A 14,429-nucleotide genomic window follows, 5' to 3' on the forward strand; every position below is an offset into this window, starting at 1 on the left:
GCCACTGGTATTGGTCGTGCCGGTTCGCCGCGCCCGGCAGGATTCACGGTGCTCCGGTATGATCGGCAGCCTCGGCCGGCGCCCGGCCCGCCTGCGCACCCGACGCGTGCGCCGCGCGCCGCGCCGCCCAACTTCGCCCGCGCAGCCATGTCCACCGCCTCCACCGACCGTCCGACCGACGCCGCCTCGCCCCACTACTCGCGCAGCCTGCTGTTGCTGCTCGCGACGATCGCGGGCGTGTCCGTCGCGAACATCTACTACAACCAGCCGCTGCTCGACAGCTTCCGCTCGGCCTTTCCCGACGGCGCGTCGTGGATCGGCGCGGTGCCGACCGCGACCCAGCTCGGCTATGCGGCCGGCATGTTCCTGCTCGCGCCGCTCGGCGACCGTTTCGATCGCCGCGGGCTGATCCTGATGCAGATCGCCGGCCTGTCGGTCGCGCTGATCGTGGCGGCCGCCGCGCCGTCGCTGGCCGTGCTCGCCGTCGCGAGCCTCGCGATCGGCGTGCTCGCGACCATCGCGCAACAGGCCGTGCCGTTCGCGGCCGAGATCGCGCCGCCCGCCGAACGCGGGCACGCGGTCGGCACCGTGATGAGCGGCCTGCTGCTCGGCATCCTGCTCGCGCGCACGGCCGCCGGCTTCGTCGCCGAATATTTCGGCTGGCGCGCGGTGTTCGCCGCGTCGGTCGCGGCGCTCGTCGCGCTGGCCGCCGTGATCGTGCTGCGGCTGCCGCGCAGCTCGCCGACGTCGACGCTGCCGTACGGCAAGCTGCTCGGCTCGATGTGGCATCTGGCGGTCGAACTGCGTGGGCTGCGCGAGGCATCGCTGACGGGCGCCGCGCTGTTCGCGGCGTTCAGCGCGTTCTGGCCCGTGCTCACGCTATTGCTCGCCGGCGCACCGTTCCATCTCGGTCCGCAGGCGGCCGGCCTGTTCGGGATCGTCGGCGCGGCGGGCGCGCTCGCGGCGCCCTACGCGGGGCGTTTTGCGGACACGCGCGGCCCGCGCGCGATCATCTCGCTCGCGATCGCGCTGCTCGCGCTGTCGTTCGTGATCTTCGCGCTGTCGGGCTCGAGCCTCGTCGGGCTCGTGATCGGCGTGATCGTGCTGGATGTCGGCGTGCAGGCCGCGCAGATCTCGAACCAGTCGCGCATCTATGCGTTGAAGCCCGAGGCACGCAGCCGCGTCAACACGGTGTACATGGTGTGCTATTTCATCGGCGGCGCGCTCGGCTCGTCGGCCGGCGTCGCCGCATGGCACGCGTTCGGCTGGACCGGCATGTGCGCGGCCGGGCTGCTGTTCACCGCACTCGCGGGCTGGTCCCACCATCGCGGCGGCCGGCGCGGCTGAACGCACCAGGCAGCGCCGGCGTCACGCGTCGGCTCGCGGCGCGGCCGGTTCGTCGGCGGGCGGCCGCGCAAACGCCTGCGCCGGCTCCATGACGACTGCCGGATCCATCACGGCAGCCGGCGTCGGTACCGCCAGCGGGACGGCGGAAGGCGCCAGGATGGGCGCCGCATCCGGCAACGTGATCTGATCGGGTGCGGACGCAACGTCCGCCGTCGACGCGGCCGCCACGACCGGCGAACCGACAGCCGCCGCGCGTGCCGCGGGCCGGCGCGCCGGATCGAACACGAACGACAGCCCGACGCTGCCGAGGATCGCGACCGTCGCGACCACGGTCGCCATCGTCACCGGTTCGCCAAGCAGCAGCGCACCGAGCGCGACCGCAACGATCGGGTTCACGTACATGCAGCTGCTCGCGATGATCGGGCTCGTATGGCGGATCAGGTAGCCGTACGCGACATACGCGGCCATCGTGCAGAACACCATCAGGTACAGAAACGCGAACACGGGTCCAACGGCCAGCTGCTCGACGCGTTCGCCGAGCAGCCAGGCGACGAGCGTCGACATCAGCCCGCCGAGGCCGATCTGCAGCGACGTGGACAAAAACAGGTCGGACGGCAGCTTGAGCCGCGTCGCGAGATGCGCGCCGCCCGCCCAGAACAGCGCGCCGGCCAGCACGCAGATCGTGCCGAGCGCCGAGTTCGCGGCCGCTGCGCCGCCCGAATTCAGCACGACGATGCCGACCATCCCGAGCGCGACCGCCGCCCACTCGCCCTTCGTCACCGGCCGCCCGGCCACCGCCGCGATCACGGTCGCGAACAGCGGCACCGTGGCCACCATCACCGCGGCCGAGCCGCTGCTGACCGTGCGCATCCCGAGCGCGATCGTGCCCGACGACAGCGCGACGAGCATCGTGCCGACGATCGCCGAGTTGCGGATCTCCAGCAGCGTCGGCCATTCGGGCTTGCGCCGCAGCGCGAAGATGAACAGGCCGATCCCGCCGAGCAGGTTGCGCAACCCCGACAGCAGCAGCGGCGGGAACGACTGCAGCGCGAAATGCAGGCCGCTGTAGGTCGAACCCCAGACGAAATAGATGAACACGAGCGCCAGCGCGACGCGGCCACCGCGGCTTTGCGGCAGGCGGATCCGGAACGAAAGGCGGGAGAAGAAATCGAGGAGACGGTCGAGCGGGGTCATCGTGCAGCCCGCCCGCACATCGCACCGCGTGCTCCGCTGAAAGACGCCGGCAATGCCGGCAAACGGTCCTGGCGGGACCGGGAAGGCAGAGCAAACATGCGGAACGACATGGCAGTGCGAACGGCGACGAAAGAGAACCGGCAAGCGGCGGCAAAGGGGCAAAAAAAACGCGCGCAACCGTTTCGGCTGCGCACGCTCGGGATTATGGCATCAAGGATTCGAAAGCATCGTCAGACCTGTCTGAAAGGATATGGACTGACGTTTCGGCGCGACATTTCCCGGCCGGCGGGCGGGTGAAATCCGGGGCCGGATGCGCGTTGCCGGCGTCGATGCTGCACGCAATCCATCGCAATCCATAACGGTGAACCAAAGGTCGGCCGAACGGCTAATCATGCGCGCCGGCCCTCGCTTCGCGCTTATCGTGACGGTCGGCATGCCCTGCGCAGCCTCCATTCGAAACCCGCACCATCCATATAAAATTTTGTATAATTCAACCATTCTTCCGCCGAAGCCGGTCGTGTTCGTCGGCAGCGCGCTCGACGATCTTCGCGGCTTTCCGCTGCCTGCGCGACGCGACGCCGGCCACCAGATCGACCAGGTGCAGCGAGGCCTGGCGCCCGACGACTGGAAGCCGATGCGCACCGTCGGCGTCGGCGTGCGGGAAATTCGCCTGCGCGATGCGAGCGGCGCGTTCCGGATCGTCTATGTCGCGACCTTCGCCGATGCCGTCTACGTGCTGCACTGCTTCCGGAAGCAATCGGCACGCACGAACAAAACCGATATCGACCTGGCCGCCCGGCGTTATCGCACGTTGATGATGGAGTTGAAACGATGACCAATGAACGTTACACGAACGTCTGGGACGCAATCGAGGGCCAGCCGGCCGAGGCCGAGAACATGAAGCTGCGCTCCGAACTGATGATCGCGCTCAAGCAGCGCATCGCGCAGCTCGAGCTCAGTCAGACCCAGGCTGCGCAACGGCTGGGCGTCACGCAGCCGCGCGTCTCCGACCTGCTGCGCGGCAAGATCAACCTGTTCGGGCTCGATGCGCTCGTGAACATGGCCGCGGCAGTCGGCCTGCGCGTCGATCTCCAGGTGCGCGAATCCGCATGACGCGACGCATGGCGCATGACGCGCGATGCAGCGCGGCACGCGCATGCACAGCGATGGCCGGCCATGCGCCGCTTACGACCCGCCGAACCAGTTGTACCCCTGATCGACCCAGTAGCCGCCCGGAAACGTATCGGTCACGAAGATTTCCATGATGTGCTTCGGGTTCTTGTAGCCGAGCTTGGTCGGCATCCGCAGCTTCATCGGAAAACCGAATTCCGGCGGCAGCCGGCGGCCATCGTAGTCGAACGCGAGCAGCGTCTGCGGATGCAGCGCGGTCGGCATGTCGATGCTCTCGTAGTAGTCGTCCGCGCACTTGAAGCCGACGTATTTCGCGCGCGTGTCGGCGCCGGCGCGCGCGAGGAACGCGCCGAACGGCGTGCCGCCCCAGCGGCCGATCGCGCTCCACCCTTCCACGCAGATATGCCGCGTGATCTGCTCCGCGTGCGGCAGCGCATACAGCTCGTCGAGCGTCCACACGCGCTTGCCCGTCACGCGGCCGGACAGCACGAGCCGATACGTCGACGCATCGACGTGCGGCACGTCGTCGATCCCGTAGTACGCGTTGAACGGGAACGGCCGCGTGATGTCGGCTTCGGTGTAGGTCGGCGCGAGCCGGTCGGGGCTGAACAGCCAGGCCTGCACGCGATCGTTCATGCGCGACACTTTCTCGAGGAACGTGTTGACCGACGCATCGTCCTGCAGCGTGCAGCCGGTCAGCATCGTCAGCCCGCCGAGCGTCAGCACGCGCCGGTTGAAAAGCCGCCGCGACGGCATCTCGAGCTCGCGGCGCACGTCGAGTTCGAGCGACTTCCGGTCGAGGGTCCAGCGCGGCTGGCCGCGCCTGTTTTCGGATTCCGACATGATGATTTCCTTCGCCCGCGGCTCGCGGGTCAGCGGCCGCGCAGCATCGCGAGCAGCGAGCGCGGCACCAGCAGCGCCATTGCGACGTGTACGACAAAAAATGCGACGAGCAGCGACATCGCCCAGAAATGCACGACGCGCGCGTTGTCGTAACCGCCGAACAGCTCGCGCAACAGTGGGAACTGCACGGACTTCCAGATCGCGAGCCCCGACAGCACCAGCACGACGAGATCGACGATCGCGGTCAGGTACGCCGCGCGCTGCACCGCGTTGTAGACGCTCAGGTCGGCGTGCGACAACCGCCCGCCGAGCGCGGCGCGTACGTCGCGCCACACGGACGCCGGCGTGACGGGCAGCATCTTGCGCACAAGGCGCCCGGTCGCAAGCGACATCGCGAGGTAGAACAGCCCGTTGCCGACCAGCAGCCACATCGCCGCGAAATGCCATTGCAGCGCACCACCGAGCCAACCGCCGATCGTGATGCCGTGAGGAAACGTGAACGGCGGATAGATCGGCGACGCGTCGTAGATGCGCCAGCCGGAGAGCGCCATCAGCACCGCCGCGAGCGCGTTGAGCCAGTGGCTCGCGCGCACCCACAGCGGATGGATCGGACGTGCGGGGGGCGTGGCGGCCGCGCGCCCGGTGGCGGGAACGGTTTGCATGATGAAAACTCCCGGAATGAGGCGACGGAGCGCGAGACGGGGCCGGAGACCGGCCACGCAACGCATGCGCTGACGCGCGGCGTGGCGCGTGCCCCGCGTGCCGTCCCGGCACGCAGCGGCGACACGCGCGTCGGCCGCGCTCCGTCCGTTTCCGTCAGTTCGACGGGGCCATCTTGTCGTCCGACTTCGGCTTGCCCATCGAGTCGTGCGACATCGCGTCCTTCTTCATCGCGTGCTTCTTCATGGCGCCCTTCTTCATCGCGCCGTCCTTGGCCATCGCGTCGTCCTTCGCCATCGCGTCGTGGCCCATCGCGTCCTTCGACATCGACGAACCTTCCTTCGACATCGCGTCGTTCTGCGCATACGCGCCCGTTGCGACCATGGCGAAACCGGCGACACAGGCTGCGATCAGTACTTTTTTCATGACATCTCTCCGAAACATGGGTTTGAGGAGCCGAATAGACGGAGGACGTCGCGGGAAATGACAGTCGTTTCGAAAATATTTTTTCAGGGGCTGCCAAAAGTGCCGCAATGCTGCACCGCGCCGTCGTTGTCAGCCGGGCTGCAGGGCCGTGCGGCGGTGTCATGCATCGCGGCTTGCGCGGCAGGCGCGCCGCCCGCAATGCTGCAACTGCACCGCGGCAACCGATCTGCCACCGGTTGAAACCGCCGCAAAGCCAGTGTATCGTGTGCGCTGCTAACGCGGGGGTCCTGCAATGCGCCCGGTCAACAAACCGGCATTGCGGGTGAGAAATACCCTTTGAACCTGATCTGGATAATGCCAGCGCAGGGAAGCGTACGGATTCCGCCGCCATCCTTCTGACGAAATCCGCCGCCTCACCAAGCCTCGTCTCCTGCTTAGCTCGAGCCCCACATTCGCCAAGGGCTCCGGGCAAGCGCCGAAGCGCCTGTCCGGCGCTCACACAGGAGATCGCATGAACGCCAATCCGAAGTTTCTGTCCGCCGACGCCCACGTCGATGCCGCTGCCGTCGCGCCGCTGCCGAATTCGCGGAAAGTCTATGTGACCGGCTCGCAGCCCGACATCCGCGTACCGATGCGCGAAATCACGCAGGCCGACACGCCGACCGGTTTCGGCGGCGAAAAGAATCCGCCGATCTACGTGTACGACACGTCGGGCCCCTACACCGATCCGGAAGCCAAGATCGACATCCGCGCGGGCCTGCCCGCGCTGCGCCAGCGCTGGATCGAAGCGCGCGGCGACACCGAAGTGCTCCCCGGCCTGTCGAGCCGATACGGCCTCGAGCGCGCGGCCGATCCGGCCACCGCCGACCTGCGTTTCCCGGGCCTGCACCGCAACCCGCGCCGCGCGCAGGCCGGCAAGAACGTCACGCAGATGCACTACGCGCGTCAGGGCATCATCACGCCGGAAATGGAATACATCGCGATCCGCGAGAACCAGCGTCGCGCCGAGTACATCGAGAGCCTGAAGTCGAGCGGCCCGAACGGCGCGAAGCTCGCCGCGATGATGGGGCGCCAGCATCCGGGCCAGGCGTTCGGCGCTGCCGCATTCGGCGCGAATGCGCTGGCCGAGATCACGCCCGAATTCGTGCGCGACGAAATCGCGCGCGGCCGCGCGATCATCCCCGCGAACATCAACCATCCGGAATCGGAGCCGATGATCATCGGCCGCAACTTCCTCGTGAAGATCAACGCGAACATCGGCAACTCGGCCGTCACGTCGTCGATCGGCGAGGAAGTCGACAAGATGACGTGGGCGATCCGCTGGGGCGGCGACACGGTGATGGACCTGTCGACCGGCAAGCACATCCATGAAACGCGCGAGTGGATCATCCGCAACAGCCCGGTGCCGATCGGCACGGTGCCGATCTACCAGGCGCTCGAAAAGGTCAACGGCAAGGCCGAGGACCTGACCTGGGAAATCTTCCGCGACACGCTGATCGAACAGGCCGAGCAAGGCGTCGACTACTTCACGATCCACGCGGGCGTGCGCCTGCAGTACGTGCCGCTCACCGCGAACCGGATGACCGGCATCGTGTCGCGCGGCGGCTCGATCATGGCGAAGTGGTGCCTCGCGCATCACAAGGAAAGCTTCCTGTACGAACACTTCGAAGAGATCTGCGAGATCATGAAGGCGTACGACGTGAGCTTCTCGCTCGGCGACGGCCTGCGTCCCGGCTCGATTTACGACGCGAACGACGAAGCGCAGCTCGGCGAGCTGAAGACGCTCGGCGAACTCACGCAGATCGCGTGGAAGCACGACGTGCAGGTGATGATCGAAGGCCCCGGCCACGTGCCGATGCAGCTGATCAAGGAGAACATGGATCTCCAGCTCGACTGGTGCAAGGAAGCGCCGTTCTACACGCTCGGGCCGCTCACCACCGACATCGCACCGGGCTACGACCACATCACATCGGGCATCGGCGCCGCGATGATCGGCTGGTTCGGCACCGCGATGCTGTGCTACGTGACGCCGAAGGAGCACCTCGGCCTGCCGAACAAGGACGACGTGAAGGAAGGCATCATCACGTACAAGCTCGCCGCGCACGCCGCCGACCTCGCCAAGGGTCACCCGGGCGCACAGGTGCGCGACAACGCGCTGTCGAAGGCGCGCTTCGAATTCCGCTGGGAAGACCAGTTCAACATCGGTCTCGATCCGGACAAGGCGCGCGAATTCCACGACGAAACGCTGCCGAAGGATTCGGCGAAGGTCGCGCACTTCTGCTCGATGTGCGGCCCGCACTTCTGCTCGATGAAGATCACGCAGGACGTGCGCGAATTTGCCGCGCAGCAGGGCGTGTCGGAAACCGAAGCGCTGAAGAAGGGGATGGAAGTGAAGGCGGTCGAGTTCGTCAAGACCGGCGCCGAGATCTATCACCGTCAATAAGCGAACGAGCGAACGCGGCGATCCGAACCGGAAACGCATCGCGATGCACGAAGCCCGCTTTCGAGCGGGCTTTTTTACGCATGTCGCGTGCTCTGCGCATGTCGCGTGCCTGCCGGCGCACGGAGAAACAAATGATTACGAAACCGCGCGAGGCTTAACAAGTCCTTACAGCAGCGGCGCGGGACGGCGCGTAGATTGGAAACATGCGTGGCCGCCCGCCGGTCGCGCGTCCTCCGTTCACAACCACAGGACAACGATCATGAAATCGATTCGGCGTATTGGGGTATGCGCGCTCCTCGTCGCGACGGTGACAAGCCTGTCGGCCTGCGATTCGATGACGAGACGCCAGCGCGACACGGCAATCGGTGCGGGTGTCGGCGGCGTCGCCGGCGCGGCGATCGGCGGCAACGCGCTGTCGACGCTGGGCGGCGCGGCGGCTGGCGGCATCATCGGCAACCAGATCGGCAAGTAAAACGGCTAGACGCGGTCTGCCAGACGCGGCGCAACATTTCAATCAGACGGCGTTTCCGCAGTGCGGAAGCGCCGTTTTCGCATGTGGCGCCGCAACACGGGCAGCAGCGATCCGGAAATGATCCGTTACCGTTTTGCACACCGTGTCATCGGCGCGCGGCCTAAGCTTAAGCATCTGCCGATTGCCGGCTCCGCCGGAGAGACATCATGAACAGGACCCTCGTCGCCGCGGCGCTCGCCTGCACGACGCTCGCCGGCTGCTACTACCCGTACGGCTATTATCCTGGCGGCTATTACACGGCGGCACCGGTGCAGCCGGCGCCCGTGTACGTCGAGCCGGGCCCCGCCTACTACTATCCGGCGCCTGCGTACGCGCCCGCTTACGGCCCGGCGTGGGGCGGCTATTGGGGACCGGCGCTGTCGCTCAATTTCGGTTTCGGCGGACGCGGCGGCGGCTGGCGCCATCACTGATCGGCAATACCGCCGGCAGCCGACCCTCCGCCCGCAACCGGCGGCATTCCCGTTTCTTGCCGTTTCTTGTCGTTTCATCGAATCGTGAAACGACGGCGTGGTAACGCGGTGTAAGATCCTCCGCATTCCGTCCCTCTCCCTCCCGATCGATGTCGCCCAAGAACGCCATTCTGCTGACCGTGCTCGCTGCCCTGTGGGGCGCGTCGTTCCTGTTCATCCGGATCGGCGTGATCGATTTCGGCGTCGCGCCGCTGATGGCACTGCGCGTGGGCATCGGTGCGCTGTTTCTCACCGGCTTTGCGCTGACGCGCTTCAAACCCGCCGATCTCGGCGCGCGGCTGCGCCGTCATGCATGGCCATTGTTCGTCGTCGGCGCGCTGAACTCGGGCATACCGTTCTGCCTGTTCGCGTTCGCCGAACTGACGCTGTCGGCCGGCCTGACGTCGGTGATCAACGCGACGACGCCGCTGTGGGGCGCGCTCGTGGCCTACCTGTGGCTGAAGGACAAACTGTCGCTGCCGCGCGCGCTCGGCCTCGTGATCGGTTTTGCCGGCGTGATCACGCTCGTGTGGAACCAGATCGCGAATGCGCACGGCGACACGGGCGCCGGCACAACGGCGCTTGCCGCCGCCGCGGCGCTCGGCGCGACGCTGCTGTACGGCATCGCGGCCAATTACACGAAGCGCAAGCTCAGCGGCGTCGACCCGCTCGTCAACGCGACCGGCAGCATGATCGGCTCGACCGTCCTGCTGCTGCCGTTCGCGATCGCCACCTGGCCGGCCGCGTCGGTCGGCGCGCACGCATGGGGCGCCGTGCTCGGCCTCGGCATCGCATGCACGGGCATCGCGTATTTCATCTTCTTCTACCTGATCGCGCATGTCGGCCCCGCCCGCGCGATTACCGTGACGTTCGTGATCCCGGTATTCGGCCTGCTGTGGGGCGCGCTGTTCCTCGACGAACACGTGTCGGCCGTGATGATCGAAGGCTGCGCGATCGTGCTCGTCGGCACCGCGCTCGCGACCGGCGTGATCAAGCGGATTCCCGGTCTGGGGCCGCGTAGCGGCGAAGCGACCTGAGAATCAACGCGCACGCGCTGCCGACCGTCGTGCGGTGACCGCCGACGGCCGAGCGCAACCGGTTCCCCCGGCGCGCCGGCATTCATCCGACGGCGACGCCCGCCCGCGCGCGGGGCTGTCCGCCGCGGGTTTTCCCGCGCCGCCACGCACGCCATGCGGCCACGACGCACGGTCATGCCATCGCCCCATGCCACCGGATTGTCATGTGCTTGCGCGGCGCCCTTCGCTTCGTGGCGGTGATGCACTGCGCTCACTCGGGCGGCGCCGGTCATCGCTGCGCGCCGCCATGGCCGCGGCCGCGTACCGCGTGCGTGTGGAGTTTCCCTGATACGCGCGGCGCCGCATTCCCGTTACACTCGGAACACTCATCCGCAGAAGGCGGTCACGATGCCCCACGTTCTTTCGCGTCCGCCTGCGCGTGCGACTGCTCCAGTGTGGCAACGCGCTGCCGCCCCGCCGCTTGCCCCTGGGCACCGTTGACATGAAGTCCGCCCACGACCTATCGCTCGACTCCTTGCTCGAACGCCTCACGCTGACGCCCGGCGGCTGGCTCGCCACCTATCGCACCACGACGCTGCGCAGCGTATTCCAGCCCGTGCTGTCGATCACGCACAAGCGCGTCGTCGGCTACGAGGCGCTGCTGCGCGTCGTCGACGCGAACGGCGCGCTGGTCTCGCCCACCGCCCTCCTCGACAAGACGCGCACAGATGCCGATGCGCTGCTGCTCGACCGGCTCGCGCGCTGCCTGCACACGGCCAATTTCGTCGCGCAGGGCATCGGCGACGGCTGGCTGTTCCTGAACGTGACGCCGCGCGTGCTCGATTCGGGCCTCGTACAGCGCGAGTTCGTCGAGGCGCTGTGCCGGCATTTCGGGTTGCCGCCGAACCGCGTCGTGCTGGAAGTCGTCGAACAGCCGTCGCGCGACGAAGCCGCGCTCGCCCGCACGATCGACATGATCCAGCATCGCGACTTCCTGATCGCGATCGACGATTTTGGCACGGGATTCTCGAATTTCGACCGCGTGTGGCGCGCGCGGCCCGACATCGTCAAGCTCGATCGCTCGCTCGTCGAGCGCTCGACCGGGTCGGCCGACGACCGCCGCATCATGCATCACCTCGTGTCGATGCTGCACCAGGCCGGCGCGATGGTGCTTGCCGAGGGCGTCGAAAGCGACGACGCGCTGCAGGCGCTGATGGAGGCCGACATCGATTTCGTGCAGGGCTTCCAGTTCGGCCAGCCCGACACATCGATCGCGCACGCGAGCGCAGCGGCGCCCGCGATGCTCGACGCCGCGTGGCAGCGCTTCATCGCGCGCCGGCACACGCCGGCCGTCGCCGAGCAGCCGGGCTTCGACGCGATCGAGCGGCTCGTGCTCACCGGCGCGGCCGCGTTTTCCGCGAGCGGCAACCTGCAGGATGCCGCGCAACGCGTGTTCGCGGTGCCCGCCGCGCGCCGCGTGTTCGTCACCGACGAGATCGGCGAGCAGTTCCTGCCGTCGATCGGCGCGCCCCCCGACGACGGCCACGCGAGCGCCACCCGCCTGTCGCCGCTGTTCCCGGAAACCCACAGCAACTGGTCGCGGCGCCCGTACTTCCAGCGCGCGATCGCCGCGCCCGGGCGCGTCGCACTGATGGGCCCGCACTTCTCGCTGACGGAAGGCCGCGACTGCTATACGGCCGCCGTCGCGATCCGCGCGCAGAGCCGGCTCGTCGTGTTCTGCGTCGACTTCGTGCTCGACAGCGCGGGAACCGTGATGCGCTAGCCAGCCGGCGCGGCGGCGGGCGTTCGCCCGCGATGCCCGTCGAGCGTGCGGCCCTCCGGCCATCCATTCGTCAGTCGACCACCTTCCCCCTGCCCGACTTCACCGCGCTGCGGCGCGACTTGTGCTCGAGCCGCCGCTCCTTCGACGCGCGCGTCGGCCGGGTCGCGACCCGCGCACGCGGCGTGAACGCGACGCCGGCGATCAGCGTATCGAGCCGCGCGAGCGCGGCTTCGCGGTTCTTCTCCTGCGTGCGGTATTCCTGCGACTTGATCACGACGATGCCGTCGCGCGTGATGCGCTGGTCGGACAGCGCGAGCAGCCGCTCCTTGATGACGGGCGGCAGCGACGATGCGCGGATGTCGAAACGCAGGTGGATCGCGCTCGATACCTTGTTCACGTTCTGCCCGCCCGCGCCCTGCGCGCGCACGGCCGTCCACTCGACTTCGGCCGGATCGAGCGTATAGCGGATCATCATCGCGAAGCCTCCATGCGGCGCCGTGCGAGTGCCTCGTCGACGCGGGCCGCGAGCCCCGAATCGCGCTGCGTGCGCGTCGCGACCGCCTGCGCCAGCACGCGCCGCGGCCCGATCACCTGCACGCGCGTGCGTGCCCGCGTGACGGCGGTATAAACGAGCTCGCGCGTGAGCACGCGGCCGAACGATGCCGGCAGCACGAGCGCGGCTTCGTCGAATTCCGAGCCCTGCGATTTGTGGACCGTCAGCGCGAACGCGGTTTCGTGCGGCGGCAGCGCGGCCGGCGACACCGCGCGCGCGGTGCCGTCCGCGCGCCTGAACCACACGCGCAGCACACCGTGCGCATCGGGCAGCGCGATGCCGATGTCGCCGTTGAACAGCCCGAGCGCATAGTCGTTGCGCGTCACCATGATCGGCCGCCCGGTGAACCAGTGCGCACCGACCGCGAGCGGCACGCGCGCCGCATGCCGCACGTGCGCGGCCACGAGCGCGTTGACGTGCTCCGCGCCGCGCAAGCCGCTGCGGGTTGCGCACAGGATCCGGAACCGGTTGAGCGCGTCGAACAGCGGCAGCGGATCGGGCACCGGCGCGGCCAGCGCGTCGCGCAATGCATCGAGGTAGGCGCCGAATCGCCGTGCGAGCCGCTCGACCGTCGACGACGCGAGCGACTCGCCCGCATCGTCGTGGAACGACGCGGCGGCCGCGTCGTCCGCGGGCAGCGCATCAAGCGCGGCCTGCACGTCGCCGCGGCGGATCGCGAGCGACAGCCGCCCGATCGGCGAATCGAGGCCGAAGCGGTAATTGCGTTCGAGCCACACGACGCAGTCGGCGAGCGGCGCCGGTGCGGACGTGGCGGGCGACGCAGCGGCTACGCCGGGCAATGTCGACGTGACCGACGCAAGCGCCGCGTCGCCTGCGTCGAACGGCGGCAGCTCGACGGCATCGAGCCACGCGAGTTCGTCGACCTCGATCCATGCGGGGGCGTTGCCCGCATCGCCGATATCGCCGGCATCGGTCAATGCCGGACCGGCGGACGGAGATGGCGCGACGTCGGCCGCGGCAGCCGCGTCGTCCTGCGGTTCGTCGTCGAACAGCGACGCCTGTCGCGCATCGGCGCGCGGACGCGACGCGCGTTTTCGTGAAGCAGCGGCGGATACCGAAGCGGAAGCCTGGGCCGGGGCCTGTGTAGCAGCGGAAACCGGATTCGCAGCAGGCACAGTCGCCGCCGCTTCGTCCGGCACCGGCAACGCCGCGACGAACGCCGCCTCGTCGATACCGAGCGCCTGCGCGATGCGCGTGCGCGCCGCGGCGGTAAACGCCGGCCGCGCGCTCAGCTCCGCGAACACGGCGCCCGCCTCGACCGCGGCCAGTTGATCCTTGTCGCCGAGCAGCACGAGCCGCGCGCCCGGCGCGAGCGCGTCGAGCAGGTGCGCGGCAAGCGCGACGTCGATCATCGACGCCTCGTCGACGACGATCAGGTCGTACGGCAGCGGATTGTCGCGATGGTGCCGGAAGCCGGCCGCCCCGCCGCCGCCCAGCAGGCGATGCAGCGTGTACGACGTGTCGGGCAGGCGCGCCGCGAGCTCGGGCGGCAGGTCGCCGGCCCGCGCATGCAGCGCTTCCTGCATCCGCTGCGCGGCCTTGCCGGTCGGTGCGGCCAGCGCGATGCGCAGCCCCGGGTGCGCATCGAGCAGACAGGCCAGCACGCCGACGACGGTCGTCGTCTTGCCGGTGCCGGGGCCGCCGCTGACGATCGTTACGCGGCCCGTCAGCGCGACGATCGCCGCGACGCGCTGCCAGTCGACTTCGCCGGTCGCGGGCCCGAAGTAACGCGCGAGGTTGTCGCGCAACCGTTCGGGCGACAGCCCGTCGTCCGGCACCGCGACGCCGGCCTGCGCAACCAGCGCATCGGCCAGCCGCCGTTCGTAATCGAAATAGCGCGACAGGTACAGGTGGTCGTGCCGATCGACGATCAGCGGCCGCTCGTCGCCGCGCGCGAGCGTGCCGAACGCGACCACGCCGCTCGCGGCGAGCGCCGCGCGGATGTCGTCGAGCGGCTCTTCGTAGCGCTGCGCGAGCGCGCCGAGCGCGACGCATACGTGGCCGCCCGCGGTCGCGCGGCTCGTCGCGAAC

General features: G+C 68.6%; 14 protein-coding genes and 1 riboswitch. Of the genes, 8 read left to right on the top strand and 6 right to left on the bottom strand.

The window, feature by feature from the left end:
* Positions 1–147 precede the first annotated feature (147 nt).
* Complete coding sequence (locus tag ACPUER_RS23460; RefSeq protein WP_425132251.1) at positions 148–1,347, top strand: MFS transporter; 1,200 nt, start codon at positions 148–150, stop codon at positions 1,345–1,347.
* A 21-nt stretch (positions 1,348–1,368) separates the two neighbouring features.
* Here ACPUER_RS23460 and ACPUER_RS23465 read toward each other — a convergent pair whose 3' ends face one another.
* Entirely contained in the window at positions 1,369–2,541 is a 1,173-nt protein-coding gene (locus ACPUER_RS23465) for an EamA family transporter (protein WP_425132252.1), read from the bottom strand.
* A 481-nt stretch (positions 2,542–3,022) separates the two neighbouring features.
* Between ACPUER_RS23465 and ACPUER_RS23470 the strand changes: the two genes are divergently transcribed.
* Together ACPUER_RS23470 and ACPUER_RS23475 are read left to right on the top strand one after the other, a co-directional pair.
* Entirely contained in the window at positions 3,023–3,376 is a 354-nt protein-coding gene (locus tag ACPUER_RS23470; RefSeq protein WP_310135183.1) for a type II toxin-antitoxin system RelE/ParE family toxin, read from the top strand.
* Positions 3,373–3,654, top strand: a complete 282-nt coding sequence (locus ACPUER_RS23475; RefSeq protein ID WP_310135058.1) for an XRE family transcriptional regulator — start codon at positions 3,373–3,375, stop codon at positions 3,652–3,654. Before ACPUER_RS23470 ends, ACPUER_RS23475 begins: the two co-directional genes overlap by 4 nt.
* Positions 3,655–3,726: 72 nt before the next feature.
* Here ACPUER_RS23475 and ACPUER_RS23480 read toward each other — a convergent pair whose 3' ends face one another.
* From ACPUER_RS23480 to ACPUER_RS23490, 3 genes are all read right to left on the bottom strand, one after another.
* On the bottom strand, positions 3,727–4,515 hold the full coding sequence (locus ACPUER_RS23480) for a molybdopterin-dependent oxidoreductase (protein WP_425132253.1): 789 nt from the start codon (positions 4,513–4,515) through the stop codon (positions 3,727–3,729).
* 29 nt (positions 4,516–4,544) lie between these two features.
* On the bottom strand, positions 4,545–5,177 hold the full coding sequence (locus tag ACPUER_RS23485) for a cytochrome b/b6 domain-containing protein (RefSeq protein WP_034183182.1): 633 nt from the start codon (positions 5,175–5,177) through the stop codon (positions 4,545–4,547).
* 154 nt (positions 5,178–5,331) lie between these two features.
* A complete protein-coding gene (locus ACPUER_RS23490) occupies positions 5,332–5,601 on the bottom strand; it encodes a pentapeptide MXKDX repeat protein (RefSeq protein ID WP_072435923.1) in 270 nt (89 codons plus the stop codon).
* 270 nt (positions 5,602–5,871) lie between these two features.
* A riboswitch (TPP riboswitch) is annotated at positions 5,872–5,988 on the top strand.
* Positions 5,989–6,112: 124 nt separating this feature from the next.
* Here ACPUER_RS23490 and thiC point away from each other — a divergent pair.
* From thiC to ACPUER_RS23515, 5 genes are all read left to right on the top strand, one after another.
* On the top strand, positions 6,113–8,044 hold the full coding sequence (gene thiC, locus ACPUER_RS23495; RefSeq protein ID WP_072435924.1) for a phosphomethylpyrimidine synthase ThiC: 1,932 nt from the start codon (positions 6,113–6,115) through the stop codon (positions 8,042–8,044).
* A 259-nt stretch (positions 8,045–8,303) separates the two neighbouring features.
* A complete protein-coding gene (locus tag ACPUER_RS23500; RefSeq protein WP_034183179.1) occupies positions 8,304–8,516 on the top strand; it encodes a glycine zipper 2TM domain-containing protein in 213 nt (70 codons plus the stop codon).
* A gap of 206 nt (positions 8,517–8,722) precedes the next feature.
* Positions 8,723–8,986, top strand: a complete 264-nt coding sequence (locus ACPUER_RS23505; protein ID WP_175962381.1) for a hypothetical protein — start codon at positions 8,723–8,725, stop codon at positions 8,984–8,986.
* A gap of 149 nt (positions 8,987–9,135) precedes the next feature.
* Entirely contained in the window at positions 9,136–10,062 is a 927-nt protein-coding gene (locus ACPUER_RS23510; protein WP_034183177.1) for a DMT family transporter, read from the top strand.
* A gap of 481 nt (positions 10,063–10,543) precedes the next feature.
* The gene (locus tag ACPUER_RS23515; protein ID WP_175962380.1) at positions 10,544–11,824 is read left to right on the top strand and encodes a sensor domain-containing phosphodiesterase; all 1,281 of its coding nucleotides are present in this window, start codon (positions 10,544–10,546) and stop codon (positions 11,822–11,824) included.
* Between the two features lie 70 nt (positions 11,825–11,894).
* Here ACPUER_RS23515 and arfB read toward each other — a convergent pair whose 3' ends face one another.
* A complete protein-coding gene (gene arfB, locus ACPUER_RS23520) occupies positions 11,895–12,299 on the bottom strand; it encodes an alternative ribosome rescue aminoacyl-tRNA hydrolase ArfB (RefSeq protein WP_072435927.1) in 405 nt (134 codons plus the stop codon).
* On the bottom strand, positions 12,296–14,429 hold a 2,134-nt coding region (locus ACPUER_RS23525), incomplete at its 5' end, for an AAA family ATPase (protein ID WP_425132254.1). The genes ACPUER_RS23525 and arfB, both read right to left, overlap by 4 nt.

Source organism: Burkholderia sp. DN3021 (assembly GCF_049805555.1).
GTDB classification, from domain to species: domain Bacteria; phylum Pseudomonadota; class Gammaproteobacteria; order Burkholderiales; family Burkholderiaceae; genus Burkholderia; species Burkholderia pyrrocinia_C.

What these genes read in the sequence shown, in the direction of transcription:
- ACPUER_RS23460 (WP_425132251.1), top strand. Translation starts at nt 148, where the DNA reads ATGTCCACCGCCTCCACCGACCGTCCGACCGACGCCGCCTCGCCCCAC.
- ACPUER_RS23465 (WP_425132252.1), bottom strand. Translation starts at nt 2,541, where the DNA reads ATGACCCCGCTCGACCGTCTCCTCGATTTCTTCTCCCGCCTTTCGTTC.
- ACPUER_RS23475 (WP_310135058.1), top strand. Translation starts at nt 3,373, where the DNA reads ATGACCAATGAACGTTACACGAACGTCTGGGACGCAATCGAGGGCCAG.
- ACPUER_RS23480 (WP_425132253.1), bottom strand. Translation starts at nt 4,515, where the DNA reads ATGTCGGAATCCGAAAACAGGCGCGGCCAGCCGCGCTGGACCCTCGAC.
- ACPUER_RS23485 (WP_034183182.1), bottom strand. Translation starts at nt 5,177, where the DNA reads ATGCAAACCGTTCCCGCCACCGGGCGCGCGGCCGCCACGCCCCCCGCA.
- ACPUER_RS23490 (WP_072435923.1), bottom strand. Translation starts at nt 5,601, where the DNA reads ATGAAAAAAGTACTGATCGCAGCCTGTGTCGCCGGTTTCGCCATGGTC.
- thiC (WP_072435924.1), top strand. Translation starts at nt 6,113, where the DNA reads ATGAACGCCAATCCGAAGTTTCTGTCCGCCGACGCCCACGTCGATGCC.
- ACPUER_RS23500 (WP_034183179.1), top strand. Translation starts at nt 8,304, where the DNA reads ATGAAATCGATTCGGCGTATTGGGGTATGCGCGCTCCTCGTCGCGACG.
- ACPUER_RS23505 (WP_175962381.1), top strand. Translation starts at nt 8,723, where the DNA reads ATGAACAGGACCCTCGTCGCCGCGGCGCTCGCCTGCACGACGCTCGCC.
- ACPUER_RS23510 (WP_034183177.1), top strand. Translation starts at nt 9,136, where the DNA reads ATGTCGCCCAAGAACGCCATTCTGCTGACCGTGCTCGCTGCCCTGTGG.
- ACPUER_RS23515 (WP_175962380.1), top strand. Translation starts at nt 10,544, where the DNA reads ATGAAGTCCGCCCACGACCTATCGCTCGACTCCTTGCTCGAACGCCTC.
- arfB (WP_072435927.1), bottom strand. Translation starts at nt 12,299, where the DNA reads ATGATGATCCGCTATACGCTCGATCCGGCCGAAGTCGAGTGGACGGCC.